Genomic DNA, 23,327 nt, shown 5'->3' with positions numbered 1-23,327 from the left:
CGGGCGGCGCGGTCCGGGCCGGACGGTCACCCCGGGCGGCGGCGCGCATCCTCCCGTCCGCCACGGCGCCGCCGGGATCACTGCGACCACCAGGTCGGCTCGCGGTCCCAGCGGTGGGCGCGCAGCCGGGCGAGCAGTTCCGCGTCGAGCGGCTGACCGTCGCTGACCGCCAGGTTGGCCCGGACGTGTTCCGGCCGGCGCATGCCGGGGATCACCGTGCTCACCGCCGGGTGGTGCAGGATGAAGCGCAGCGCCAGTTCCGGCATGGTCGTCCCGGGCGGTACGTCGGCCGCGAGCTTCTCCGCGCGGGCCACGCTGGGCAGCAGGTTCTCCGGTCCGAAGTAGGTGCTCCGCCAGTCCTCCGGCGGCCAGGTGCTCTCCGCGGTGAGGGTGCCGGTCAGCGTGCCCTCGTCGAACGGGACGCGGGCGATGATGCCGATGTCGTCGCGCAGCGCCCGGTGGAACAGCTCGTCCTCGGGGGCCTGGTCGAAGATGTTGTAGATGACCTGGACGACGTCGATCAGCCCGGTGTCCAGGGCGGCCAGGCAGTTGGTCGGCTCCCAGCGGTTCACGCTGATGCCCACCCCGTCGACCAGCCCCTCCCGCTTGAGGTCGGCGATCGTCTCCTGCCAGCGTCCGTCGGTGGCCCAGCGGTCCTCCCAGACGTGGAACTGCAACAGGTCGATCCGTTCCACGCCCAGGTTCTCCAGGCTGTACCGGGTGTACTCGCGGATGTGGTCGGCCGGGAAGACGTCGTCGAGGGTGTCGTTCGGGCCGGGCGGCCACTCCCGGTTCTTCGGCGGGATCTTGGTGGCCAGGTAGAGCCGCCGGTCCGGGTGCCGGCGGACCAGGTCGCCCAGGAGGCGTTCGCTGACCCCCCGGCCGTACACCCACGCGGTGTCGAAGAAGTTGCAGCCCCGCTCCACCGCCTCGTCCAGGCAGCGGGGGGCCACGTCGTAGTCCCAGCCGGTGAAGCCGCCGGGACCGCCGCCGATGCCCCACATCCCGTACCCGACCTCGCTGATCTCCCAGCCGAGGCGGCCCAACCTGCGATAGCGCATGCGCATGTCCCTTTCGTCACGCTGCCGGCGACGGGGTCCGGTCCCCGCCGATCCGTTCCTGCCCGGTGAGCCATCTCCGGTAGGCGTCGACCGACGGGCGGAGGTCCGCGTCGGTGAAGCCGTGCCGGCGTTCCAGCCGGTCGCACCCGTCCCGGCGGAAGAGCCGGGGGTTGTCGGTGAGCAGCGCGCCGAACACCGCGCGCAGCTGTTCCTCGTCGGTGCCGAGCCGGGTCGGGAAGAGCGCCAGCAGCGCCGCCGCGTCCCGGTCGCCGTCGGTCACCGCGTCCCGCAGCGCGGCGAGGAACTGGGCACAGCTGACCCGGGGTACGGCGTCGCCGCCGGCCGGCAGTTCGGTGAAGTCGACGCTGCCCGGACGCAGCACGTGCAGTGCCCGCCCCCAGGCGGTCCGGTCGGCGACCGCGGCGACGATGCGCCGGGCGGCGTAGTCGACCGGGGTCCAGTCGGAGCTGATCGTGGCGTCGGGACGCAGGCCGAGCCGCTGGCAGGCGGCGAGGAGCAGGTGGGTGAGGGCACGGCGGTTCGGCGTCCCGTTGTCGGCGGCCGGCATGACCTCGCCCAGGCGCAGCAGGGTGACCGTCGCGCCCCGGCGGCGGGCGGCCGTCAGGTACCGCTCGGCCACCCACTTGGACCGGCTGTACCCGCTGGTCGGCGGGGCCGCCGCGGCCGGGTCGAAGGTCTCGGGCAGCGGCAGCCGGTGCCGGGCCGCCTCGGTGTCGAGCACGCCCAGGGTGGAGACGTGGTGCAGCGGCTTCGGCCGGTCCGCAAGGGCCAGCCGAAGCAGTTCGGCGGTGCCGTGCACGTTGGCGAGGCGGTGGGCACGGTAGTCGAAGAGGAAGTTGACCAACGCGCCGACGTGCAGTACCAGGTCGCAGTCGCGGGCCAGGTGGTTCCAGGTGCGGGCGTCCAGGCCGACGGCGGGGCGGGACAGGTCGGCCGCGTAGCCGGCCAGCCGGTCGGCCAGGTGCGGCGCCCACAGGCCCCGGTCGGCCAGGGCCCGGACCACCCGGGCGGTGGCCTCGGTGTCGTCCGTGCCCCGGGTCAGGCAGTGCACCCGTACGTCGGTGGTGGTGAGCAGCTCGTGCACCAGGCGGCTGCCGACGAAGCCGGTCGCTCCGCTGACCAGCACGCTGCGGATCTCGCGGCGCGGGTCGGCGGCGCGGACCGGCAGGTCGAGGGGGAGTCGGGCGTCGGCCGCGACGAGGTCCGCCTCGGGCTCGACCGGCACGCGCCGCCGCCGGGCGAGCAGGTCGGCCAGCCGGGCGGGGGTGGGGTGCTCGAAGAGGTCCTGGACGCCGAGCGGGACGCCGTGTTCCCCGGCGAGCGCGGTGGTGACCGCGACGGCCTGGAGCGAGTCGCCCCCGGCGGCCAGGAAGTCGGTGTCGGCGTCGAGATCGGGCTGGCCGAGGACGGCCCGGAACACCGCCAGCACCGGATCCGGCAACGGGTCGCCGGTGCCCCCGGCCAGCCGGGTGGCCCGCTCGGCGAGCAGGGCGTCGAGGCGGGCCCGCAACGTCCGCCGGTCCACCTTGCCGTTGCGGGTCAGCGGCAGGGTGTCGAGGACGACCAGGTGGCGGGGGACGCTGGTGCGGGGCAGCTGTCGGCGCAGGTGTTCCCGCAGCCGTGGTTCGGGCACCTCGCGGTCGGCGGCGACGAAGAGGGCCAGGGACCTGCTGCCGCCGTCCCGGGCCACGATCACCTTGGCCTGGTGGATCCCCGGGAAGCGGGTCGCGGCGGTCTCGATCTCACCGGCCTCGATCCGGACGCCGTTGACCTTCAACTGGAAGTCCCGGCGGCCGACGAAGTGCAGCCGCCCGTCCGCGTCGAGGCGGCCCAGGTCCCCGGTGCGGTACAGCCGTCGGCCGGGGATCTCCGGCAGCGGGTTGGGCACGAACACCTCGGCGGTGCGGGCCGGCGCGCCGAGGTAGCCCGCGCCGAGGCAGACCCCGCCGATGACGATCTCGCCGACCGCGCCGGGCGGCAGGGGCCGCAGGTGGGCGTCGACCACCGCCGCGTGGCAGTTGTCGATCGGGCGGCCGATCGGGATGGTGTCGCCGTCGGCCGGGGTCACCGGGTGGAAGACCATGCCGATGGACGCCTCGGTCGGGCCGTACCCGTTGGTGACCGCGATGGCCGGCACGAGTTCGCCGAGCCGGTGCACGGCCGCCGGATCGATCTCCTCGCCCCCGACGATCAGGTGGCGCAGGGTGCCGATCGCCCGGCGGGCGTCCGGGTCGCGGTCCACCATGGCCACCAGGAGACCGAGGATGCTCGGCACGAAGTCGGTCATGGTGACCCGCTCGTCGGCGATGGTGCGGACGGTGGCCTCGACGTCCAGGAAGCCGCCCTGGACCGGCACGACGACCCGGCCCCCGGTGGTGAGCGGCCAGAACAACTGCCACACCGAGGAGTCGAAGGTGTGCCGGCTGTTCTGGAGCACCACCTCGTCGCCGGTGGCGTGGAACCAGCGGGTCATGAAGCGGAACCGGTTGGCCAGTCCGTCGTGCCGGTTCATCGCGCACCTCGGGGTGCCGGTGGTGCCCGAGGTGAAGATGCCGTAGATCAGGTCGTCGGGTCCGACCGGGACACCGGGACGGGTGGCGGTGGGCGTGATCGCGTCGAGCCGCACCGGTGCGGTGGACATCCCGGGCGTGGCGTCCCCCGGTTCGGACAACGGGCCGTCCGGGGTGGGGCCGGAGCCGCCGGTGACCATCAGCCGGGGGCGGACCACCGCCAGGGCGGCGTGCAGCCGTTCGGTGGGCCAGCCCGGGTCGAAGGGAACGAACGCCGCCCCGAGCTTCATCAGCGCCAGGTACGCCACCGGTAGTTCGAGACCGTCGGCGAGGAGTACCGGCACCGCGTCGCCCCGGACCACGCCCCGGCCGGCGAGGTCGGCGGCGAAGCCGTTGGCCAGCTCGTCGAGCTGTCGGTAGCTGAGCCGGCGTCCCCGGGAGGAGACGGCGGGCCGGTCCGGGTGCCGGTCGACCCGTTCCTCGATCAGGGCGGGGATCGCCCGGAACGGTTGCGGCTCGGCCGTCCCTCGCCCGGCCAGCCGGCCGAACGCCAGCGCCCGGGTCGCCGGGCCGACCGCCGGGGCCCGACCGGACGGCAGCCGCGGATCGGCCAGCAGCGCGGCGAACACCTCGGCGAAGGTCTCGGCGACCGCCGGCACGCACACCGACCACGGGTCGGCGGGGGCGCAACGGACCACGACGGTGACCCCGTCGGCGGTGACCGTGGCACCGAGCAGCACCGGCACGGTGGCCAGGTCGGCTCCCGGGTCGCCGTCGAGGAGCACGACCAGCGCTCCGGGATCGCCCTCGACGGGTGGTCCGGCGGCGGCCAGCGACCGGACGGTGGCGCGGGCCGCTCCGCCGGGGAGCCGGTGCAGGCTCGCCGGCCATTCCGGCAGGTCCAGGATCTCGGCGGCGGCCCGCACCCGGACGGGTAGCTCCCGGCCGAGCCGGTCGACCAGCTCGACGGCGGCCAGCAGCGCGGCGGCGGCGTGGTCGGCGGCGGCGCGGACCGCCGGTCGGGCCACGGCGTACCGGTAGGTGAGGCCGTCGGCGGCGTGGACCGGTACTGCGGAACCGGTGTCACCGGATCTCATGCCGCCCTCCAACGTCCCGTGCCGGATGACGCGGCACCGGCACCGGTCACAGGTGACCGGCGTCACCCGCCGCTGGGCAGGGACACTAGAGGAGCCATCGAGAGATGGGAATATGTAACTTTCAGTTACGGGATTCCCGGCAGAGTAGATTTCCTGCTCAGGGCGGGTCGGCGGCCGGACACGCCGGCGGGCCCGGTCGACAGAGGTGTGTCGACCGGGCCCACCGGGAGGAATCCGCTCGGGTCAGCGGGCGGGTCGTCCCGCGCGACCGGTCGGCCCGGTCGCGCGGAGCGACGAGGGGTCAGCCGCCGAGGCTGGCCGCCGCCGAGGCGATCGCCGGGGCGAAGTAGCTCACCTGGGTGTAGACACCCGGGTAGTTGGGGCGGGCGCAGCCCTGACCCCAACTGACGATGCCGACCTGGATCCACGCGTTGCTGGCGTCCCGGCGGAACATCGGGCCACCGGAGTCACCCTGGCAGGTGTCGGTCCCGCCGCTGGCGTAGCCGGCGCAGATCTCCTCGGCCGGGATGATGTCGCCGCCGTAGTTGGCGCTACAGGTGGCGTCGCTGACGAAGGGCACGTTCGCCTTGAGCATGTACCGCTGCTGCGCGCCGCCCTCACGGGCCGCGCCCCAGCCGGCCACGGTGAACGTCCCGCTGTCGTACGCGGTGGTGTTGGCGATCTTCAGGGTCGGCAGCGTGGTGACCGGGGTGGCGAGCCGGATCAGGGCCCAGTCCTTGCCGGACCCGTTGTAGCCGGGCGCCCGGTAGACGTAGTTCGACCGGACCGTGATCCGGCTGGACGACTGGAGGTCGACCACCCCGAGGGTGGCGGTGATGCTGGTGTTCGATCCGGTCCGGCCCACACAGTGCGCCGCGGTCAGCACCAGGTTCGGGCTGTAGAGCGAGCCGCCGCAGCCCATCGAGAGCCGGACCATCCACGGGAACTCGCCCTGGGCGGCCGGGGTGCCGCCGACCACCTGGGGCGTCACGTCGGCCTCGGGCTGGGCGGCGGCCGGAGCCGTCACGACGAACGAGCCGACGGTCACCGCCGCCAACGCGACGGCCGTACGGCGGAGAACGCTGCGCCAACGTGCCATGGGGAGCCTCCCGAACCTGGGGGTGACACGCCGCCGGCGTGCCGAGATCACGATGGCGGAAGCCTACGGTTTTCCATCGATGATTGGCAATGGATGGCGACTATTCCGCATTCGTCATACCACGACCGCCCCACCGTCCACGGTGCACAGTGATCAACCCGGCGTTACGTATTGACGTCGATCTTTATACGGGGTGTGATGGGCGTAACCTGCCGGCCAACCGCTCCCGGAGGGTCCCATGCGTTCACGAAGCGCGTACGCACTCCGCTCCGCCGTCCTGGCGCTGCTGCTCGCCGTCCCCGCTGCGGCCGTACCGGCGTCCGCCGCACCGCCGCCGACACCCGCCGGGGTCACCGCGAGCCTGGCCGACGGCTGCGACCCGGTCGACCCGGCGGCCTGCCTGCTGCCGTTCCCGAGCGACCTGTACACCGTCGCCGACCCGGCCACCGACACCGGGATCCGGGTCGACCTGCAACGCTCCGCGATGCCGGAGAACATCTTCGGCACCAACATCGACCCCACGGACTGGAACCGCAACGACGGCTTCTCCCCCGGTTCGATGCTGCTCACCCGGATCCCGGGACTCGACCCGGTGGGCTCCGGGATCGCCCCGTCCACCGACATCGGCCGCTCCCTCGCGCCGGACGCCCCGATCGTGCTGGTCAACACGCGGACCGGGGAACGCCACCCGTACTGGGCCGAACTCGACGCCAACGCCGCCGACGACCCGGACCGCCAGGCGCTGATCATCCGACCCGCCCGCAACCTCGACGAGAACACCCGGTACGCGGTCGGCCTGCGCCACCTGCGCGACTCGGCCGGGGCGACGATCCCCGCGTCGGAGCTGTTCGCCACGCTGCGGACGCCGACCGCGCCGGCCGACCCGGCGCTGCACCGCCGCTGGGAGTACGCCCAGCGGGCGATCGGCGCGCTGGCCACCGCCGGTGTCGACCCGGCCGGTCTGCACCTCGCGTGGGACTTCACCGTGGCCAGCGAGCGCAGCCTGACCGAACGCGTCCGACACCTGCGGGACGAGGCGTTCGGCCAGCTCGGCACCGCCGCCCCGGTGGTGACCGTGGACCGGGTCACCGACTACACCGCCGAGCAGGACCCGGACGTCCGCCGGCAGGTGGAGGGGAGCGTGCGGGTGCCTAACTACCTCGACACCCCGCTCGGCCCACCCGGTTCGCGGCTCAACTACGGCCCGGACGGGCTGCCTGAGCAGCGCGGCGTGAACCTCACGGCGAAGTTCTACTGCAACATCCCCCGCTCGGCCAGCGCCGCCACCCCGGCCCGGCCGACCCTGTACGGCCACGGCCTGCTCGGCTCCCCCACCGAGATCGACTCCCGCAAGCTCAAGGAGTACGCCCGTGAGTCGAACTCGATGCTCTGCGCCACCCCGTGGATCGGCATGGCGACCGGGGACGTCCCGAACGTCATCCGCTCGCTCGGGGACTTCTCGCGGTTCGGCACGATCCCGGACCGCTCCCAGCAGTCCTTCCTGAACTTCCTCTACCTCGGTCGCGCCCTGATCCACGCCCGGGGCGTCACCGCGAAGGACGCCTTCCGGGACGGAACCGCCCCACTCACCCGCTCCGGTGCCGGTCAGCTCGGCTACCTCGGCAACAGTCAGGGCGGGATCCTCGGCGGGGCGCTCTGCGCGGTCGCCACCGACTTCACCCGCTGCGCCCTCGGCGTACCGGGCGCCAACTACTCGACGCTGCTGGACCGCAGCGTCGACTTCGACCAGTTCCATCCGGTCTTCCACAACGCGTACCCCGACCCGGTGGACCAGCAGCTCTGCCTGGCCCTGGCGCAGATGCTCTGGGACCGGGGGGAGGCGAACGGCTACCTGCACCACCTCACCGCCGACCCGCTGCCCGGCACCCCGGCCAAGCAGGTGATCATGATCGAGGCGTTCGGCGACCACCAGGTCGCGAACATCGCCACCGAGGTGCAGGCCCGCACGATCGGGGCACGCCTGCGGACCCCGGCGCTCGCGGCCGGACGCAGCCCCGACGTCGTACCGTTCTGGGGCATCCCGGCCGTCCCGGCACTGCCCTACCCCGGCAGCGTGCTGGTCATGGTGGACAGCGGCTCGCCCGCACCCCCGGCCGGGAACACCCCGCCGCGCGCGGGGCTCGACCCGCACGGGCACCCGAGGAACTCGCCGGAGATCCGAACGATGATCGCGCGCTTCCTCGAATCCGGCACGCTGGTGGACACCTGCGCCGGAGCCCCCTGCACCGCCCCCACCGGGTGACCCGCCGTCCGGACCGGACGGTGCGGGCGGTTAGTCCGGCCACGTCGTCGGGTACGGAACGGTCATGGACACGAAAACGGACGCATGGTTGGTCGGTGGACCCCGGGACGGCAGCACCCACGACGCGGGCGGTTCCGCCCTGCTCGAGCTGGAGATCGACGGCCTGATGCACCGGTACATCCGGACCACGCAGCAGCACGACGAGAACACCACGGTCTACAACTACGACGGCGTGGTCGCCCCCGGTGGGGGCGAGCCCGGCGTCGAGGACCCCGCGGCACGGGTCGCCTCACCTCGGGCGGACGCCGAGGGGCCGGACGACCGACGGTGACCCGGCCGGGCCCCGACGGCCTGCGGCGGGTTCCCGCCGGCCACCCGCCAGGCCTCGACGGCCATCGGCCGGGCCCGGTGGGATGAATCGCGGCCGGCCGGGTAAGCCCGGTCGACCTGGTGGAGGAGGACCGCTGTCGCGGTGGGCCGCGACGACGACGCCCGGGCGGGCGGCACGATGCCGACCCACCCGGGCGTCACGACTGTCCCCGGTACGCCTCAGCCGCCGGTGATCCAGTTCCAGGCGGAGACCACCCACCCGGTCTGCTGGAGGTAGGCGATGCCGACACCGACCAGGAAGACCGCGGTCACCGCGTGGGCGCCCCGGGCACTGCGCCGCACCCGGCCGAGCTGCCGCTCCCAGACCAGCCGGCCGAGCAGCCGGGCAAGGGCGAAGAGGCCGGCGGCCACCAGCAGGGTCAGCAGGAAGGTCACCACCGGGGAGGTCAGGTCCCCCCGGGAGGAGATCGCCCAGATGCCCCAGCAGACGAAGGCGAACAACCCGCCGGCGGCACTCCACTCGGCCCCGTTGCGCCACTGGGCCAGGTACCAGCTCAGCGGACGGCTGGGCCCCGGCGAGAACCAGCCCGTCGGCTCCTCCGGCTCGACCGCCGGGAACGCCTCGGTCCGCGAGGTCCGGGGCCGACCGACCGACGCCACCCCCCGCTGGAACCCGTCCCGTTGGGGAGGAACCACCGGGCCGGAGTCCTTCGGCACCTCCACGGTCCGCTCCGCCCACGGCTGTGTCTGGTCTGACATCTCATTTCCTCCCTGACGCCGGCCCTGCGGATCGGTCTGTCCCTTCCGAGGGTAGCCAGCGCGCACCGCAGGCCCCGCGCGCGCACCCCCCGTGGGGTACCGTCGGCGGATGGCGGAGACCGAGCGACGGCGACGGCGGCTGCGTCACCCGGCTGGGCAGGACCGGGACCAGGCGGGTGGTTCGGCGACGACCGCCGGAACGCACGACGGGACGCCCGTCCCGGCCCGCCGTGGTGGTGGGCCGGAGGAACGCGACGGTGACCGTGGCCTGCGCGGCCTGGTCGGCTCGGGCACCTCGCAGGTCGGCATCACGGCGGCGCTACGGGCGCGGGACGCCAGCCGACCCACCGAGCAGGACGTGGCCGAGGCCGAGAGCCGGCTGGTGCTGGTGCGGCGCAACTGGATACCCCGCGACGAACTGCCCCGCCCCGGTCGCTGACCCCGCCCGCTGTCGCCCCGACCGGCGGGAGCCCGCCCCGGCGGCCGATATCCAGGTCCGGCGGACACGGCAGTCCCGGACGCGGCAGCCCCGAGCCCGGGGAGACGGTCGCGGGCATCCCGGCGGGCCGGGCCGGACGTGCCGCCCCGGCCCGGTCCGTACGCCTCAGGGCAGATCGGGCAGCTTGCCGGAAGTCTCGTACGCCGCGACCTGGGCGATCCGGCGGGAGTGCCGCTCGTTGTCGGAGAAGGGCGTGCCGAGGAACGCCTCGACGATCGCCGTGGCCTCGTCCAGGGTGTGCTGCCGGGCACCGACGGCGACCACGTTGGCGTCGTTGTGCTGCCGCGCCAGCTGCGCCGTGTCGGTGTTCCAGGCGAGCGCCGCCCGGACCCCGGCGACCTTGTTCGCGGCGATCTGCTCGCCGTTGCCCGAGCCGCCGATCACCACCCCGAGGCTGCCCGGGTCGCGCACCACCCGGTCTCCGGTGTGCAGGCAGAACGCGGGGTAGTCGTCGTCCGGGTCGAAGGCGTGCGGGCCGACGTCGACCAGCTCGTACCCCTGCGTGGCCAGGTGGCTGGCCAGGTGCACCTTCAACTCGAAACCGGCGTGGTCGGATCCCAGGTAGACGCGCATACCGCGCAGTCTGTCAGGCCGGTCTCCGCGGTGTCGCCGAGGGCGGCACCGCGGAGCCGGTTCGTCACATCACCGCCGGCCGGTCACCGGTCAGCGGGACAGCTCCGCCACCACCAGGCCACCCCGGGCCTTCGGGGTGAACCAGGTGCTCTTGCGCGGCATCTTCTCCCGGGCCAGGTTGACCGCCACGAAGTCGTCCACGGTCACCGGCGCGATCAGGACGGCGAGTTCGGCACGGCCCGCGTCCACCTCCCCGGTCAGCCAGCTCGCCGGGTAGTCGCCGCCGACGTAGGTGATCCGCTTGTCGCCGGGGTCGAGCCCGAGGGCGTCCCGCAGCAGCAGCCGCTCGACCAGTGCGTGGTCGAGGTTCTCCAAGCGTCCGGCCCGCTCGTCGGGGAGCAGGTCGACCGCGTACCCCCGGCCGGCGAGGCGGAGGTGCACGGTGCCGCCGGCCGCCGGGACCTCCACCGGGCCGTCGATCGGGCTGACCCGCGCGCCGGCCGCGCGGAGCCGGTCGAGCAGCTCGTCCGGGCTGCTGGTCAACTCACTGACCAGCCGGTTGTAGGGCTGGATCGCCACCGAACGGGGCGTGGTGACCACGGCCAGGAAACGCGGCAGGCCACCGGTCTGGGCGGCCAGGCTGCGGTGGTTGCCGTCCGCGACCACCAGCTCGCCGCCGCCGGCCAGCGCGGTCAGGTCGTCCTGCTCCGGGCCCGGCCCGACCAGCCAGATCGCGTGGGTCCGCCCGGCCTGGTCGGTGTCGGTGGCGGCGGGCGCGCCGGCCGCCTCGGTGGCGGCGGCGAGCCGGGCGTGCAACTCCTCACCCGTGCCGGTCTGCAACAGCAGCACCGGCGACAGCAGGTGCCCGAGCGTCTCGGCCAGCGCGACCCGCTCCCGCACCTTGGCGATGAAGACGTCCTCGTTCCGGATCACCAGACCCGGTTCGTCCCGGCTCGTGGAGATCTGGTCGGTGTCGACCATCGCGAACATCCCGTACGCGGTCTCCTCCCCCGCCGCGCTGATCCGGTAGAGGACGACCACCTGCTCGGCGGGGGTGTAGCTGCCGTCGGCCTTGGCCTCGGCGAGCCGGGCCACCGCGTCGGGCAGGGCGTCGAGGAACGACCTGCCCAGGCTCTCCGGCGCCCGGTGGGGCATCTCGATGCCCAGGGCACTGTGCGGATTCGCCTGGATGATCGCGGTGATCTCCGCGTCGTCGGCGAACTCGTCGTAGTTCTGCGCGCCGGTGCCGCCAGTGGTGATCCAGGCCCGGGCGATCGGATGCACGACCGTCATGGGCGTTGACGCTACCGGGTCCACCAGGTGAAAGGAGGGACCCCTGTCACCGCCGCCCGGGACCCGCTGCTACCCCGTCGGCGCCGCGGGCCGGCCGGTCGCCCGCCCGCGCGACGCCCACCACGATCGGCGGGGCCAGCAGGTCGACCAGGTTCGCCGGCAGACCCGGTCGCCAGGACGACCAGGCTGCGGCGTCCACCGACCAGTACGACGCACCCGGCGGCGCGACGACCGACCGGCGAACGGGCTCACGGCTGGACACGGGGCGATGGTCCGCCATTCGGTATGCCTCCGGCTCGGGCACGGCCCGGGGTCCGGGCCGGCGGGAGTGACACCGGATGCAACGACTCCGGTGCCGCCGGGTGACGAACGACACCGTGCCCGGCCGCCCGCGCTCCCCCGCCGGCCCGGGTGCGGTCACTCGAAGCTGGGCTCGACGTCCCGGGAACGCTTCAGCTCGAAGAAGCCCGGGGTACCGGCGACCAGGAGGACACCGTCCCAGAGCCGCCCGGCCGCCTCGCCCTTCGGGGCCGGGGTGACCACCGGGCCGAAGAAGGCGACCTGCTGGCCGTCCGGGCCGGGAGCGTGGATCACCGGCGTGCCGACGTCCTGGCCGACCGGGTCCATACCGGCGTGGTGGCTGGCCCGCAGCGCGTCGTCGTACTCGGTGCTGCCGGCCGCGTCGGCGAGCGCCGGGTCCAGTCCCGCGTCGGCCAGCGCCGCGGCGATGGTGTCCGGGCTCCGCTCCCCACCGAGGTGGATCCGGGTGCCCAGCGCGGTGTAGAGCTTCCGGAGCACGTCGTTGCCGTACCGCTGCTCGGCGGCGACGCAGACCCGGACCGGTCCCCAGGCGGTGCGCATCAGGTCCTGGTACCGCTCGGGCAGTTCCCGCCCCTCGTTGAGCACCGACAGGCTCATCACGTGGAAACGGACGTCCAGCGGACGGACCCGCTCGACCTCCAGCAACCAGCGGGAGGTGATCCACGCCCACGGACAGGTCGGGTCGAACCACATGTCGACGGTGACGCGTTCGGCCACGGTGATTCCCTTCGCGAAACCCGGCCGCGCCGACGGCGCGGCACCTCCCCCGATCTTCGTCTCCCGCGCTCCCGGGCGGCACCGCATTCCACGGTGACCTCGGCCACCGGCTGCGACAACCTCGGACGCCGGGCGGGGCGTCTGCATGGAAGACTCGAATCCGCTGTCGGCCCGGCCACCGGGCCGGCAAGCTGGCAGGGACGCCGTTGACAGTGGGATGGAGACAAACAGTGCCGGGAGTGCGCAACCTGACGCAGGTCGAGGCGACCGAGCGGGCCCGCCTACTCGACGTGACCGGGTACGACATCACGCTCGACCTGTCGTCGGCGGTCCAGCCGGCCGACGGACACACGTTCAACTCGGTCACCGAGGTCCGGTTCCGGTGCAGCGAACCGGGCGCCAGCACCTTCATCGAGGTGGCGGCCGAGGCGGTACGGTCGGCGACGCTCAACGGCACGCCGCTGGACACCGACGGCTGGTCCGCCGAGAAGGGGCTGGCCCTGCCCGGACTGGCGGCCGAGAACACCCTCGTGGTGAACGCCGACTTCGCGTACTCGACGAGCGGGCAGGGCCTGCACCGCACGGTCGACCCGGTCGACGGTGAGACGTACCTCTACAGCCAGTTCGAGACGGCCGACGCGCAGCGCGTCTTCGCCTGCTTCGACCAGCCCGACCTGAAGAGCCTCTACACCTGGCACGCCACCGTCCCGGAGCACTGGCGGGTGGTCTCCAACATGCCGGTCGAGCGGGAGGAGCCGGCCGCCGAGGGGTGCAAGACCGTCCACTTCGTGGAGTCGGCCCGGATGAGCACCTACATCACCGCGCTCTGCGCCGGCCCGTACCACGAGGTGCGGGACAGCCACGACGGCATCGACCTGGGCCTCTTCGTCCGGGCGTCGATGGCCCAGTACCTCGACGCCGACGACCTCCTCCTCGTCACCAAGCAGGGCTTCGACTTCTTCCACGAGCAGTTCGGCGTGCGGTACCCGCTGCCGAAGTACGACCAGCTCTGGGTGCCCGACTTCAACGCCGGGGCGATGGAGAACTTCGGCTGTGTCACGCACGCCGAGTCGCACTACATCTTCCGCTCCCAGGTCACCGACTTCGAGTACGAGCAGCGCGCCAACACGATCCTGCACGAGATGGCGCACATGTGGTTCGGCGACCTGGTCACCATGCGCTGGTGGAACGACCTGTGGCTGAACGAGTCGTTCGCCGAGTGGGCAAGCCACTGGTGCAACACCCACGCCACCCGGTTCACCGACGCCTGGACGACCTTCCTCTCCGTCCGCAAGAACTGGGGCTACCGCCAGGACCAGCTCTCCTCCACCCACCCGGTCTACTGCGAGATGCCGGACCTGGAGTCGGTCGAGGTCAACTTCGACGGCATCACGTACGCCAAGGGCGCGAGCGTGCTCAAGCAGCTCGTCGCGTACGTCGGGATGGAGCCGTTCCTGGCCGGTCTGCGCAGCTACTTCGGCAAGCACGCCTGGGGCAACGCCACCTTCGACGACCTGCTCTCCGAGTTGGAGTCGGCCTCCGGCCGCGAACTGCGCAAGTTCGCCGCGCAGTGGCTGGAGACCGCCCAGGTCAACACCCTGCGCCCCGAGGTCGCCATCGGCGCCGACGGCAGCTACGAGCGGGTGGTGGTGCACCAGGACGCCCCGGCCGAACACCCGACCCTGCGGACCCACCGGATCGGGGTCGGCCTCTACGACCTGACCGACGGCCGGCTGGTGCGCCGGGACCGGATCGAGGTCGACGTGACCGGCGAGCGGACCGAACTCACCGCGCTGCACGGCAAGCCCGCCGCCGACGTACTGCTGCTCAACGACGACGACCTCACCTACGCCAAGCTCCGCCTCGACGATCGGTCCATGTCCACCGTGGTGCAGCACATCGCCGGGTTCGAGTCGTCGCTGGCCCGAGCCCTGTGCTGGACGGCCGCCTGGGACATGGTCCGGGACGCCGAACTCGCCGCCCGGGACTACGTCGCGCTGGCGCTCGCCGGGCTGCCCGCCGAGACGGACATCAACCTGGTCACCGCGACGCTGCGCCAGGCGGCCAGCACGCTGGTCTTCTACGCCGACCCGGCGTGGGCCCCGACCGGCTGGGCGGAGCTGGCCCGTACCGCGAAGACGGCGATGCAGGCCGCCGAGCCGGGCAGCGGCTTCCAGCTCGCCTGGGCACGCGCGTACGTCTCGGCGGCCCGTTCCGCCGAGGACCTGGCCACCCTGCGCGGCTGGCTGGACGGGTCGAACGTGCCGGCCGGGCTCACCATCGACACCGAGCTGCGCTGGTCGCTGCTCCAGTCGCTGGTCGCCAACGGCCGCGCCGGTGCCCCCGAGATCGACGCCGAGCTGGCGCGCGACAAGACCGCCAGCGGCGAGCGGGAGGCGGCGTACGCGCACGCGCTGGTGCCGACGCCGGAGAACAAGGCCGCGGTCTGGGCCCAGCTCACCGGCGCGGAGGCGCTGCCGAACTGGCGCCACCGGGCCCTGTTGCAGGGCCTCGCGCACCCGGCGCAGGTGGAGCTGACCGAGCCGTACCGGGAGCGGTACTTCGCCACCGTGGCCCAGGTCTGGGCCAACCGGGACAGCGAGCCGGCGCAGGAGTTCACCCAGCTGGCGTACCCGGCCTACCTGGTCGCGGAGGACACGGTGGCCGCGACCGACGCCTGGCTGGCCGGCGAGGGGCACCCGGCGCCGCTGCGCCGCCTGGTGGCCGAGGGACGCGACGGTGTGGTCCGGGCCCTGAAGGCGCGGGCACGGGACATTCGCAGCGCCTGACCGGCACCGACCGGAAGGGGCGGGCGCGGGGACGACCCGCGCCCGCCCCTCGATCCGCACACCCGGCCCCGCTGGGTCACCGGACCCGCAGACACCGACACCCGGTCCGCCGAGCGGCGGGCCGGGTGTCGTCGTACCGGGTGGGTCAGCCCTTGCCGGCGTGCGAGGCGAGCTGGTCGAGGCCGTTGATGATCCCGCCGGCCAGGTCACCGCCGCCGAAGGCCGCGACCATGGAGAGCGCGGCGAGCTTGGCGTAGGTGTCCGGGATGCGCTTGCGGGCCTGCTTGCCGGTGACGACCTCCAGCCGGCGCTGGTTGGGCGACACGGCGATCAGGATCGACCGGTCCGGCTCGGCGAGCTGCCGGTGCAGCCGCTCGGCGTGCTCGCGGACCGGCTCGTCGAGCGCACCGACGAAGACCGAGAAGACCAGCCCGGTGCCCTGGTCGGCCAGGCGCAGGGCCTCGTCGATGCGGAGCAGCTGCCGGGTGGTGAAGGGGCCGTCCAGCACCTCGGGCGGGGTGCCCGCCTCGATCTGCTTCTCACCAACGGTCACTTGCGCCTCCGGTTGCCCCGGCCGGCGCCTCGATGCCGGCCTGTTCCTGCTTACGGCTGCTCAGCGCCGGGGCCTGTGCGCCCGCGGCCAGGGCCGTGCCGGCCGAGTCGGCCAGCTGCTCGGGCCGGCCGAGGAACCAGACCGGCGTGAAGTCGAAGGGCCGGCCCGGCCGGTAGCGCTTGGCGCCACCACGGCCGCCTCGACCACTACTGGCGAGGGCCAACCCGGCGATCACCAGCGTCGCCGCCGCCGGGATGCCGACGAAGACCAGCAACGTCTCGGTAACAGACAATCCCAACGCCCCCAGGCGGAAAGAGTGACCAGATCCACCGGGCCGGATCGGGCGTCATGGCGTCGCCCCTCCGACCCCGCTGCTGTTCACGTTAGCGGAGTCGACGGCCCGCCATATCGCGGGGTGGCGATGATCCCACCCGCCGTCGGCCCGTTCGACCTCGGCGGCAGCGGCCAACAGCCGGGCGTCGTCGCCGTACCGACCGGTGAGCAAGACACCCACCGGGAGGCCCCCGGCGGTGCGGCCGACCGGCAGCGACACGGACGGCTGGCCGGTCAGGTTGAAAACCGCGCAGTACGGCGAGAACCGCCGCTGCCGGTCGAAGTCCTCCGCGGGGTCGACACCGGAGTGGAACCAGCCGATCGGGGCCTGCGGGGTGGCCAGGGTCGGGCAGAGCAACAGGTCGAACCCGGTGGTCCGGCGGGCGGCGAGGCGGACCAGGGCCTGCAGTTCGGCGAGGGTGGCGGTCAGGGCGGCGACACTCACCCGCGCGCCCCGCTCGCGCAGGAACCGCGTCAACGGCAGCAGGTCGGACTCCCGCCCCGGCGCCACCGGCGCGAGCGCCAGGACGGTCCAGACGGTCTCGAACAGTGGCCACGACTCCGGCCCGAACGGCGGGTCCACCTCGACCACCTCGTGCCCGGCCCCGGCGAGCAGCGCGGCGGCCCGGTCGACGGCGGCCACGCAGTCCGGGTGGACCGGCCCGTCGACGAGCATCGGGCGGGTGAACCGGCCCACCCGCAGCCGGCCGGGCGCGGCCCGACGGACCACGGCCAGGTGACCGCCGGGCGGTGGCGGAGGTGGCAGGTAGGGCTCCCCCGGCACCGGTACGGCCAGGACGTCCAGCAGCGCGGCGACGTCGGCGACGGTCCGGCCGATCGCGCCGTTGGTGGGCAGGCCGAACGCGCCGGAGCCGAGTGGACCGCCGGAGACCAGGCCCCGGCTCGGCTTGTGCCCGACCAGGCCGCACAGGGCGGCCGGGATCCGCACCGAGCCACCCCCGTCGGAGCCCTGGGCGACCGGCACCAGCCCGGCGGCGACCGCGGCCGCCGCGCCACCGGACGACCCGCCCGCCGTGCACGCCAGGTCCCACGGGTTCCGGGCCGGCGGTGCGACCAGCCCCTCGGAGTAGAGCGAGCAGCCCAGCTCCGAGGTGGTGGTCTTGCCGAGGCTGACCAGGCCGGCGTCCCGCAGGTGCCGCACCACGTCGGCGTCGACGGTGGGCACGAAGTCGGCGAAGGCGGCCGAGCCGAACGTGGTCCGCACCCCGGCGGTGAGGGTCAGGTCCTTCACCGCCGTCGGTACCCCGTGCAGCGGCCCCCGCTCGGCGGCCGGCACCGCGTCGGCGGCGCGGGCCGCCCGGCGGGCCTCCTCCGGGGTGACGGTGACGAACGCCCCGACGGTGTCGCCCAGCGCCGCCACCCGGGCGAGGTGGTGCGCGACCAGCTCGACGCTGGAGACGTCGCCCCGGGCGACCGCCGCGGCCTGCTCCAACGCGTTCAGGTCGTGTGGCTCGGCCATACCGCCATCCTGCCCCGCCCGCCACCCCCACGTCGACCACGGCACGCCTCGCCCCTCGGGGTCGGCGCGGCCGGGTGAGGTGAATGGTGACGGAGCGCGGGAGTGCTCACATGGCGGTGCGGGACGACCAGAGTTCCGGGAAGACCACCCGTTCCATGCTGCGGCGCAGCCAGGACAGGCCGGCCGAGCCGCCGCTGCCCACCTTGGCGCCCATGGCGCGCTGCACCGCCTTGAGGTGCTGGTACCGCCAGTCGCCGAACTCCTCGGCGACCGTGGTGAGCGCCTCGCCGAGCAGCCGGAGGTGGTTGTCGTGCCCGGCGTCGGCGTAGACGTGCACCCAGGCCGACTCGACCAGCGGGTGCGACTCGTGTTCGACGGTCACGTCCCGGTCGAGCAGGTCGGCCGGCAGGTCGAAGCCGTGTCGGGCGAGCAGGGCGATCACGTCGTCCCACAGGCTCGGCTCGTCCAGCGCGGAGCACAGCTGCGCGTACACCTCGGTCTGCCGCTTGAACGGGCGGATCAGGGCCGCGTTGCGGAGCCCGAGCAGGAACTCCAGCTCCCGGTACTTCGCCGACTGGAACCCGGAGCCCTCGCCGAGCAGGTCGCGGAACCGGTTGAAGTCGGCCGGGGTCATCCAGCGCAGGCTCTTCCAGGCGGCGTTGAGCCCCTCCAGGTGCAGGGCGGTACGGCGCAGCGGGGCCAGCGCGTCGGTGATCCGGTCGGCGCGCAGCAACCGCTGGGCCTCCCGCAGTTCGTGGCAGGTCAACCCGAAGTACAACTCCATGATCTGACTGACCATCAGGAAGGACATCTCGCCCGGATCGTCGCTGAGCGGCTGTTGCAGCGTGTGCAGCGTGCTGGCGTGCACGTACGCGTCGTACGGCACGCGCTCGGTGAACTCGAGCGTCGGACTGCCACCGTTGCGGGCCGCCTGTGCCGCGCGCTGCCGCGGGGTCAGCGGGCGCACCGCGGTCAGGGTGGGCGCCCGCAGGTCCGTGTTTTCCACCTGTGTCTCCCTCCGTGAGCCGGTCATCTCATGATCTCGCGGTTGGAACGTCTGATGGAATGCCGGAACCACGGTCCTTGCCGTGCACCACCTGTCGGGGCGAAGGTGAAATCCTCTAACCACTTGGGGAAAGGAAGGTTCAGCATGGACGACATGGACTGGGCGCTGCTGCGGGAGTTGCAGGCCGACGCGCGCCTGTCGTTCAGCGAGCTCTCCCGCCGGGTCCACCTCTCCCCACCGGCGGTGGCCGAACGGGTACGCCGGTTGGAGGAGTCCGGCGTGATCACCGGCTACCACGCCCACGTGGACCTCGCCCGCGCCGGACGCAGCGTCCTCGCCCTGATCAGGATGTCCTGCTACGGCCCCCGGTGCATCCTGCACGACCCGACGGTCGCCGACTGGCCGGAGATCCTGGAGATCCACCGGATCACCGGGGACGCGTGCAGCATGCTCAAGGTCTCCGCCGGCTCGATCGACGAGTTCGAGGCCGTGATCGACCGTCTCGCCCCGTACGGCCAGCCGTCCAGCACCATGGTCCTCTCCACCCCGCTGGGCTGGCAGCCGGTCACCCCGCTCGCCTCGGCGTCGGCCGACCGGCCGGAGCCGCCCGGCCGACGCCGCTGAACCGCTCCGGCCGGTCGTCGCCGACCGGGACGCAGCCGGCCGCCGGGCAGTCGACCCCGCACCGGACCGCACGGGGCACGGGGTGACGGTAGGGCCGGGTTTGCCTCCGGGGCAGCGGGAATGCAGGGCGGGTCGCCCAGCGCACCACCGGTGCCGGGAAGGGGAGGATCATGCGGGGTCACGGACCCGGTCGCGCCGTCCGGACGGCGCTGGTGATGATCGCGCTGGTCGGGGTCTTCGTCCTGGCCGCGCGGACCCCCGCCTACGCGGGGGAGAACGTCTTCGTCGAGGTCCGGCCGAGCACCGTCCAGGCGGGCAGCCGGGTGGACCTCCGGGCAAGCTGCGACCGGAACAACGACCGCCAGGCGGAGGTGACCTCGGACGCCTTCGGCCGGGTGGTGCTCCGCCCGCACGACCAGCGATGGGGCGGGAACGCCCCGAACAGCGACGCGCCCGACGCGAACCGCGCCGACAGCGGCTTCCTCACCGGCGCGGTGACCGTTCCGCCCGGCACCGCTCCGGGCGACTACCCGGTGGAGTTGCGCTGCCCGAACGGCAACCGGGCGAGCACCGTGCTGACGGTGTTGAACATGAGCCAGCCGAGCAAGGGGCCGGCGACCGGCGGCGGGGGGACCGCCGGCGGCCGGGGAATGGGGTCGCTGCTGCTCGCCGGTGGCCTGGTCACCGCCGCCGTCGTGGCCGGGCTGGGCCTGTTCGGCAGCCGCCGACGGCCCGGGAGTCCCTGACCGGGGGTACGCCATGGCCGGCTCACGCCAGCGCGACCCGCGCCGGGGCCGCCGGGCGACCCGGCGGTCGGACCCCGCTCGCGCCCTCGGGCCCCGCGGACCCGCCGCACGGCGACGGCGTACCCCGGCAAGGCCGTTCGCGCTGCTCGGTCACGGCGTGGTCGGGCTGGTCGGCGCCGTCTGGTCCGTGCTCGTCCTCGTCGGGCGCGGACTGCGACACGACGGCCTCCTGCTCCGGTACGGCGCTTCCGTCCTCGACCGGGCGGGCGTCCTGCTCGGCCGGGGCCTGCGCGGTGGACTACACCGACTGCGGAGGGTGGCGGTCGAGGCGAGCCGGGCGGGTCTGCTGGTCCTCGACCCGGTTGCCCGGCGGCACCCGGTCGCCCCGCGACGGGCGACGCCCGCCCGGCGTTGGGCGGGTGGACGGGCGGTGCGCTCGGGTCCGGGAGCCCCGGTGCTGGTGGTCGCCACGCTGATGGTGTCGATCATGGCGATGCTCGGGGTCGAGCAGGTCACCGGGACCAGCCTGCTGCCGGACCGGCTCGGTGCCGGCCTGCGTCCGCCGCCCCGGGCGTTCCCGGTGCTGCCGGCGAGCCCGCCGGTGGAGATCGAGATCCGGGCGCTGGACCTGCGTGCGCCCGTCCACCACGTCGGGCTCGCCGCCGACGGGACGATCGGCGTGCCGGACGACAAGCGCGCCCACGAGGCCGCCTGGTACGACCAGGGTCCGACCCCGGGGCAGTACGGCCCGGCGGTGATCGTCGGTCACGTGGACACCTCGACCGGGCCGGCGGTCTTCCACGACCTGAAGCGACTGCGCTCCGGCGACCGGATCGAGGTCGACCGGGCCGACCGGTCGGTGGCGGTCTTCGAGGTGCACGCGGTGGAGCGGTTCGACAAGGAACGACTGCCGGTGGACGAGGTCTTCGGCGACTTCGACCGCCCGAACCTGCGCCTGATCACCTGTGGTGGCCGCTGGGTGGGCGGCGCGACCGGCTACGCCGACAACGTCGTGGTCTTCGCCTCACTGGTCCGGGCGCGGCGGCCCTGACCATCCCGCCGGCCACCCGGCCCCGGAAGCCGGTCGGACGACGTACGGTCGCCGGGCACGGGCGACGCCGGCACCAGCCGGGGCCGCCCGGCGCCGGCGTGACCGACTCGGGAAGGGGCGGGGGTCAGGCCGCCTCGGCGATCGGCTCGCTCTCCCGCAGGTCCAGCCAGTCCGCCCAGCGCGGGTCGGGCGCGCGGTGGCCGAGCACCCGCCAGGCCGTGCCCTTGGGGGGCGCCGGCAGGCTGTGCAGCCGCCAGCCCATCTCCGCCGGGGTCTTGTCGCCCTTGGTGTGGTTGCAGCGGGCGCACGCGGCGACCACGTTCTCCCAGGCGTGCCGGCCGCCCCGGCTACGCGGGAAGACGTGGTCGATGGTCTCGGCGGGCCCCCGGCAGTAGGCGCACCGCCACCCGTCCCGGGCGAAGATCGCCCGGCGGGAGAGCCCCACGTGGGTGCGGTACGGCACCCGGACGAACCGGGTCAGCCGGACCACCGAGGGGACGGGCACCGCGTCGAAGGCGCTGTGCAGAACGCCGTCGCCGTCGGCCACGCAGACGGCCTTGGCCGTGAGCACCAGGATCGCGGCGCGACGCACCGACACGACACACAACGGCTCGTAGGTGGCGTTGAGGACCAACGCGCCGGAGCCCATTGCGGGTCGTATGTCAGGCATCGTGCTCACCCTCCCGGTCCAGCCGCGTCGCGTCCTCGCGGCCGACCGCGGGCAGCACGAGCCCAGCCGCGGTCGACGCCGGAAGGATCACCGACGTTCCGTGCGCCAATCGTCCCTGATCGGACCCGGGATTGCACGCACTAATCCGGGGTCCCCGGTGAAGCTTTTCTCGACTGTGCGAGGATGGCCGGTTTCGCATCCGTTGATCAACGCCGCCGGACGACCGGCCGACGCGGTCGAGGGGCGGGGTGGCCTGCGCCCCTGGCGCAGCGTGCGGTACGAAGACAGACGTGACTGCTGCCCCACCGACGCCACCGGCCACGGACACCCCGAAGCCGGAGCTGAGCCCCGACTGCCTCGCCGACGCGCTCTGCAAGAACGTCTACGACCTGACCGGCTCCACCTGGTTCGCCGAGGGCAGCTACTGGATCCTGCTCAAGCCGCTGCGGATCGCGCTGATCCTGCTGCTCGCCGTCGCCGCCCGGTTCCTGCTGCACCGGGCGATCAAACGACTGGTCCGGAGCACCACGGACGCCGCGGTGCCGACCCTGCTGAAACCGCTGCGGGAGCGGATCCCGACGGCGGCCACCGCGAACGGGGAGTTCGTGCCCGAGCGGCGCCGGCAGCGGGCCGAGGCGATCGGGTCGGTGCTGAGCAGCATGGTCACCGCGTTCGTCTTCGGCATCGCCCTGCTGATGGTCCTGAAGGAGTTCAGCTTCGACCTGGCTCCCCTGCTGGCCAGCGCCGGCATCGCGGGCGTGGCCCTGGGCTTCGGCGCGCAGAGCCTGGTCAAGGACCTGATCGCCGGGCTGTTCATGCTGCTGGAGGACCAGTACGGCGTGGGCGACACGGTGGACGTGGGCGAGGCGACCGGGGTGGTCGAGTCGGTGGGTCTACGGGTCACCACCGTCCGCGACGCCCGGGGGGTGCTCTGGTACATCCGCAACGGCGAGATCATCCGGGTCGGCAACAAGAGCCAGGGCTGGGCGCTGGTCGTGGTCGACCTGCCGATCGGCTTCGCCAGCACCGAGGAGGCGACCGCGGTGCTGCGGACCGCGGCGGCCTCGCTGGCGTTCGACCCGGACCTGGCCCCGCAGATCGTCGAGCCGCCGGAGGTGCTCGGCGTGGAGCAGGTGACCATCGACGGCGCGGTGATCCGTACGGTCGTCAAGACCAGCGCGGACGGGCAGTTCGCGGTCGCTCGGGAACTGCGCCGACGGCTGGCCGAGTCCCTGGAGAACTCCGGCATCACCGCCAAGATCGCCGCGGCCCGCTTCTATCCGGGCATCCCCACCGGCGGACCAGCCACCCCCGCCTGACCTGCGGCTCGTTCCGGTCGACCGGCCAGCGTCGAGGGGGCCGACCACGGAGGGGTCGCGGTCCGCCCGGCCCCTCGGGTATCGTCCGTTCGTTCAGTCGGAGATGCGACGATCAATCCGTTCACCCTAGCCAGCATTCAGACGATCGGGCAGAATCCGGGAACGAGCTCCTCCGGAGCGTGATCACGTCCTCGCTGCTCCGTTGATCTGACG

The 23,327-nt window shown here is 73.6% G+C and carries 21 protein-coding genes; 8 read left to right on the top strand and 13 right to left on the bottom strand.

From position 1 onward, the window contains the following. Positions 1 to 77: 77 nt before the first annotated feature. The 3 genes from AB0F58_RS16890 to AB0F58_RS16880 form a co-directional block, all read right to left on the bottom strand. Positions 78 to 1,061, bottom strand: a complete 984-nt coding sequence (locus tag AB0F58_RS16890) for an aldo/keto reductase (protein WP_357143222.1) — start codon at positions 1,059 to 1,061, stop codon at positions 78 to 80. A 16-nt stretch (positions 1,062 to 1,077) separates the two neighbouring features. Further along, positions 1,078 to 4,689 (bottom strand): amino acid adenylation domain-containing protein, encoded by a 3,612-nt coding sequence (locus AB0F58_RS16885; RefSeq protein ID WP_357143220.1) that lies wholly within the window; start codon positions 4,687 to 4,689, stop codon positions 1,078 to 1,080. A gap of 301 nt (positions 4,690 to 4,990) precedes the next feature. After that, on the bottom strand, positions 4,991 to 5,788 hold the full coding sequence (locus AB0F58_RS16880) for a serine protease (protein WP_357143218.1): 798 nt from the start codon (positions 5,786 to 5,788) through the stop codon (positions 4,991 to 4,993). Between the two features lie 238 nt (positions 5,789 to 6,026). Here AB0F58_RS16880 and AB0F58_RS16875 point away from each other — a divergent pair, with 238 nt between their 5' ends. Both AB0F58_RS16875 and AB0F58_RS16870 read left to right on the top strand, forming a co-directional pair. After that, complete coding sequence (locus AB0F58_RS16875; protein WP_357143216.1) at positions 6,027 to 8,051, top strand: hypothetical protein; 2,025 nt, start codon at positions 6,027 to 6,029, stop codon at positions 8,049 to 8,051. A gap of 64 nt (positions 8,052 to 8,115) precedes the next feature. Then, entirely contained in the window at positions 8,116 to 8,382 is a 267-nt protein-coding gene (locus AB0F58_RS16870; protein ID WP_357143214.1) for a hypothetical protein, read from the top strand. 218 nt (positions 8,383 to 8,600) lie between these two features. On the opposite strand, the gene AB0F58_RS16865 is transcribed toward AB0F58_RS16870, so the two are convergent. After that, a complete protein-coding gene (locus AB0F58_RS16865) occupies positions 8,601 to 9,140 on the bottom strand; it encodes a hypothetical protein (protein ID WP_357143212.1) in 540 nt (179 codons plus the stop codon). 109 nt (positions 9,141 to 9,249) lie between these two features. Between AB0F58_RS16865 and AB0F58_RS16860 the strand changes: the two genes are divergently transcribed. Further along, a complete protein-coding gene (locus tag AB0F58_RS16860) occupies positions 9,250 to 9,579 on the top strand; it encodes a hypothetical protein (RefSeq protein ID WP_357143210.1) in 330 nt (109 codons plus the stop codon). Positions 9,580 to 9,744: 165 nt separating this feature from the next. Here AB0F58_RS16860 and AB0F58_RS16855 read toward each other — a convergent pair whose 3' ends face one another. From AB0F58_RS16855 to AB0F58_RS16840, 4 genes are all read right to left on the bottom strand, one after another. Beyond that, positions 9,745 to 10,212 (bottom strand): ribose-5-phosphate isomerase, encoded by a 468-nt coding sequence (locus AB0F58_RS16855; protein ID WP_357143208.1) that lies wholly within the window; start codon positions 10,210 to 10,212, stop codon positions 9,745 to 9,747. A 90-nt stretch (positions 10,213 to 10,302) separates the two neighbouring features. Continuing rightward, positions 10,303 to 11,505 (bottom strand): DUF1015 family protein, encoded by a 1,203-nt coding sequence (locus tag AB0F58_RS16850; RefSeq protein WP_357143206.1) that lies wholly within the window; start codon positions 11,503 to 11,505, stop codon positions 10,303 to 10,305. 46 nt (positions 11,506 to 11,551) lie between these two features. After that, positions 11,552 to 11,767, bottom strand: coding sequence for a hypothetical protein (locus AB0F58_RS16845; RefSeq protein ID WP_357143204.1), 216 nt, complete (start codon positions 11,765 to 11,767; stop codon positions 11,552 to 11,554). Positions 11,768 to 11,922: 155 nt separating this feature from the next. Next, entirely contained in the window at positions 11,923 to 12,543 is a 621-nt protein-coding gene (locus tag AB0F58_RS16840) for a disulfide bond formation protein DsbA (protein ID WP_357143202.1), read from the bottom strand. Between the two features lie 239 nt (positions 12,544 to 12,782). On the opposite strand from AB0F58_RS16840, the gene pepN reads away from it, so the two are divergent. Then, positions 12,783 to 15,332: an aminopeptidase N gene (pepN, locus tag AB0F58_RS16835; RefSeq protein WP_357143200.1), complete on the top strand. Its 2,550-nt coding sequence runs from the start codon at positions 12,783 to 12,785 to the stop codon at positions 15,330 to 15,332. Positions 15,333 to 15,477: 145 nt separating this feature from the next. Here pepN and AB0F58_RS16830 read toward each other — a convergent pair whose 3' ends face one another. From AB0F58_RS16830 to AB0F58_RS16815, 4 genes are all read right to left on the bottom strand, one after another. Next, entirely contained in the window at positions 15,478 to 15,885 is a 408-nt protein-coding gene (locus tag AB0F58_RS16830; protein ID WP_357143198.1) for a DUF5130 family protein, read from the bottom strand. Next, entirely contained in the window at positions 15,872 to 16,159 is a 288-nt protein-coding gene (locus tag AB0F58_RS16825; RefSeq protein ID WP_357143293.1) for a hypothetical protein, read from the bottom strand. The genes AB0F58_RS16830 and AB0F58_RS16825 overlap by 14 nt, the downstream gene beginning before the upstream one ends. 72 nt (positions 16,160 to 16,231) lie before the next feature. Next, a complete protein-coding gene (locus tag AB0F58_RS16820; RefSeq protein WP_357143196.1) occupies positions 16,232 to 17,698 on the bottom strand; it encodes an amidase in 1,467 nt (488 codons plus the stop codon). Between the two features lie 106 nt (positions 17,699 to 17,804). Beyond that, entirely contained in the window at positions 17,805 to 18,704 is a 900-nt protein-coding gene (locus AB0F58_RS16815) for a tryptophan 2,3-dioxygenase family protein (protein ID WP_357143194.1), read from the bottom strand. Between the two features lie 144 nt (positions 18,705 to 18,848). Here AB0F58_RS16815 and AB0F58_RS16810 point away from each other — a divergent pair, with 144 nt between their 5' ends. From AB0F58_RS16810 to AB0F58_RS16800, 3 genes are all read left to right on the top strand, one after another. Beyond that, the gene (locus AB0F58_RS16810) at positions 18,849 to 19,328 is read left to right on the top strand and encodes an Lrp/AsnC family transcriptional regulator (RefSeq protein ID WP_357143192.1); all 480 of its coding nucleotides are present in this window, start codon (positions 18,849 to 18,851) and stop codon (positions 19,326 to 19,328) included. A gap of 215 nt (positions 19,329 to 19,543) precedes the next feature. Beyond that, positions 19,544 to 20,074 (top strand): hypothetical protein, encoded by a 531-nt coding sequence (locus AB0F58_RS16805; protein ID WP_357143291.1) that lies wholly within the window; start codon positions 19,544 to 19,546, stop codon positions 20,072 to 20,074. 271 nt (positions 20,075 to 20,345) lie between these two features. Then, on the top strand, positions 20,346 to 21,125 hold the full coding sequence (locus tag AB0F58_RS16800; RefSeq protein ID WP_357143289.1) for a class F sortase: 780 nt from the start codon (positions 20,346 to 20,348) through the stop codon (positions 21,123 to 21,125). Between the two features lie 124 nt (positions 21,126 to 21,249). On the opposite strand, the gene AB0F58_RS16795 is transcribed toward AB0F58_RS16800, so the two are convergent. Further along, positions 21,250 to 21,795: an HNH endonuclease gene (locus AB0F58_RS16795; protein WP_357143190.1), complete on the bottom strand. Its 546-nt coding sequence runs from the start codon at positions 21,793 to 21,795 to the stop codon at positions 21,250 to 21,252. 341 nt (positions 21,796 to 22,136) lie between these two features. Between AB0F58_RS16795 and AB0F58_RS16790 the strand changes: the two genes are divergently transcribed. After that, a complete protein-coding gene (locus tag AB0F58_RS16790; protein WP_357143287.1) occupies positions 22,137 to 23,114 on the top strand; it encodes a mechanosensitive ion channel family protein in 978 nt (325 codons plus the stop codon). Positions 23,115 to 23,327 lie beyond the last annotated feature (213 nt).

It is taken from the genome of Micromonospora sp. NPDC023956 (genome assembly GCF_040639195.1).
In the GTDB taxonomy this organism is placed as follows: Bacteria; Actinomycetota; Actinomycetes; order Mycobacteriales; family Micromonosporaceae; genus Micromonospora.
The sequence above is the reverse complement of the archived record's forward strand: the minus strand, read 5'-3'. Positions and strand labels throughout refer to the sequence as shown.

What these genes read in the sequence shown, in the direction of transcription:
- AB0F58_RS16890 (WP_357143222.1), bottom strand. Translation starts at nt 1,061, where the DNA reads ATGCGCTATCGCAGGTTGGGCCGCCTCGGCTGGGAGATCAGCGAGGTC.
- AB0F58_RS16885 (WP_357143220.1), bottom strand. Translation starts at nt 4,689, where the DNA reads ATGAGATCCGGTGACACCGGTTCCGCAGTACCGGTCCACGCCGCCGAC.
- AB0F58_RS16880 (WP_357143218.1), bottom strand. Translation starts at nt 5,788, where the DNA reads ATGGCACGTTGGCGCAGCGTTCTCCGCCGTACGGCCGTCGCGTTGGCG.
- AB0F58_RS16875 (WP_357143216.1), top strand. Translation starts at nt 6,027, where the DNA reads ATGCGTTCACGAAGCGCGTACGCACTCCGCTCCGCCGTCCTGGCGCTG.
- AB0F58_RS16870 (WP_357143214.1), top strand. Translation starts at nt 8,116, where the DNA reads ATGGACACGAAAACGGACGCATGGTTGGTCGGTGGACCCCGGGACGGC.
- AB0F58_RS16865 (WP_357143212.1), bottom strand. Translation starts at nt 9,140, where the DNA reads ATGTCAGACCAGACACAGCCGTGGGCGGAGCGGACCGTGGAGGTGCCG.
- AB0F58_RS16860 (WP_357143210.1), top strand. Translation starts at nt 9,250, where the DNA reads ATGGCGGAGACCGAGCGACGGCGACGGCGGCTGCGTCACCCGGCTGGG.
- AB0F58_RS16855 (WP_357143208.1), bottom strand. Translation starts at nt 10,212, where the DNA reads ATGCGCGTCTACCTGGGATCCGACCACGCCGGTTTCGAGTTGAAGGTG.
- AB0F58_RS16850 (WP_357143206.1), bottom strand. Translation starts at nt 11,505, where the DNA reads ATGACGGTCGTGCATCCGATCGCCCGGGCCTGGATCACCACTGGCGGC.
- AB0F58_RS16820 (WP_357143196.1), bottom strand. Translation starts at nt 17,698, where the DNA reads ATGGCCGAGCCACACGACCTGAACGCGTTGGAGCAGGCCGCGGCGGTC.
- AB0F58_RS16810 (WP_357143192.1), top strand. Translation starts at nt 18,849, where the DNA reads ATGGACGACATGGACTGGGCGCTGCTGCGGGAGTTGCAGGCCGACGCG.
- AB0F58_RS16805 (WP_357143291.1), top strand. Translation starts at nt 19,544, where the DNA reads ATGATCGCGCTGGTCGGGGTCTTCGTCCTGGCCGCGCGGACCCCCGCC.
- AB0F58_RS16795 (WP_357143190.1), bottom strand. Translation starts at nt 21,795, where the DNA reads ATGCCTGACATACGACCCGCAATGGGCTCCGGCGCGTTGGTCCTCAAC.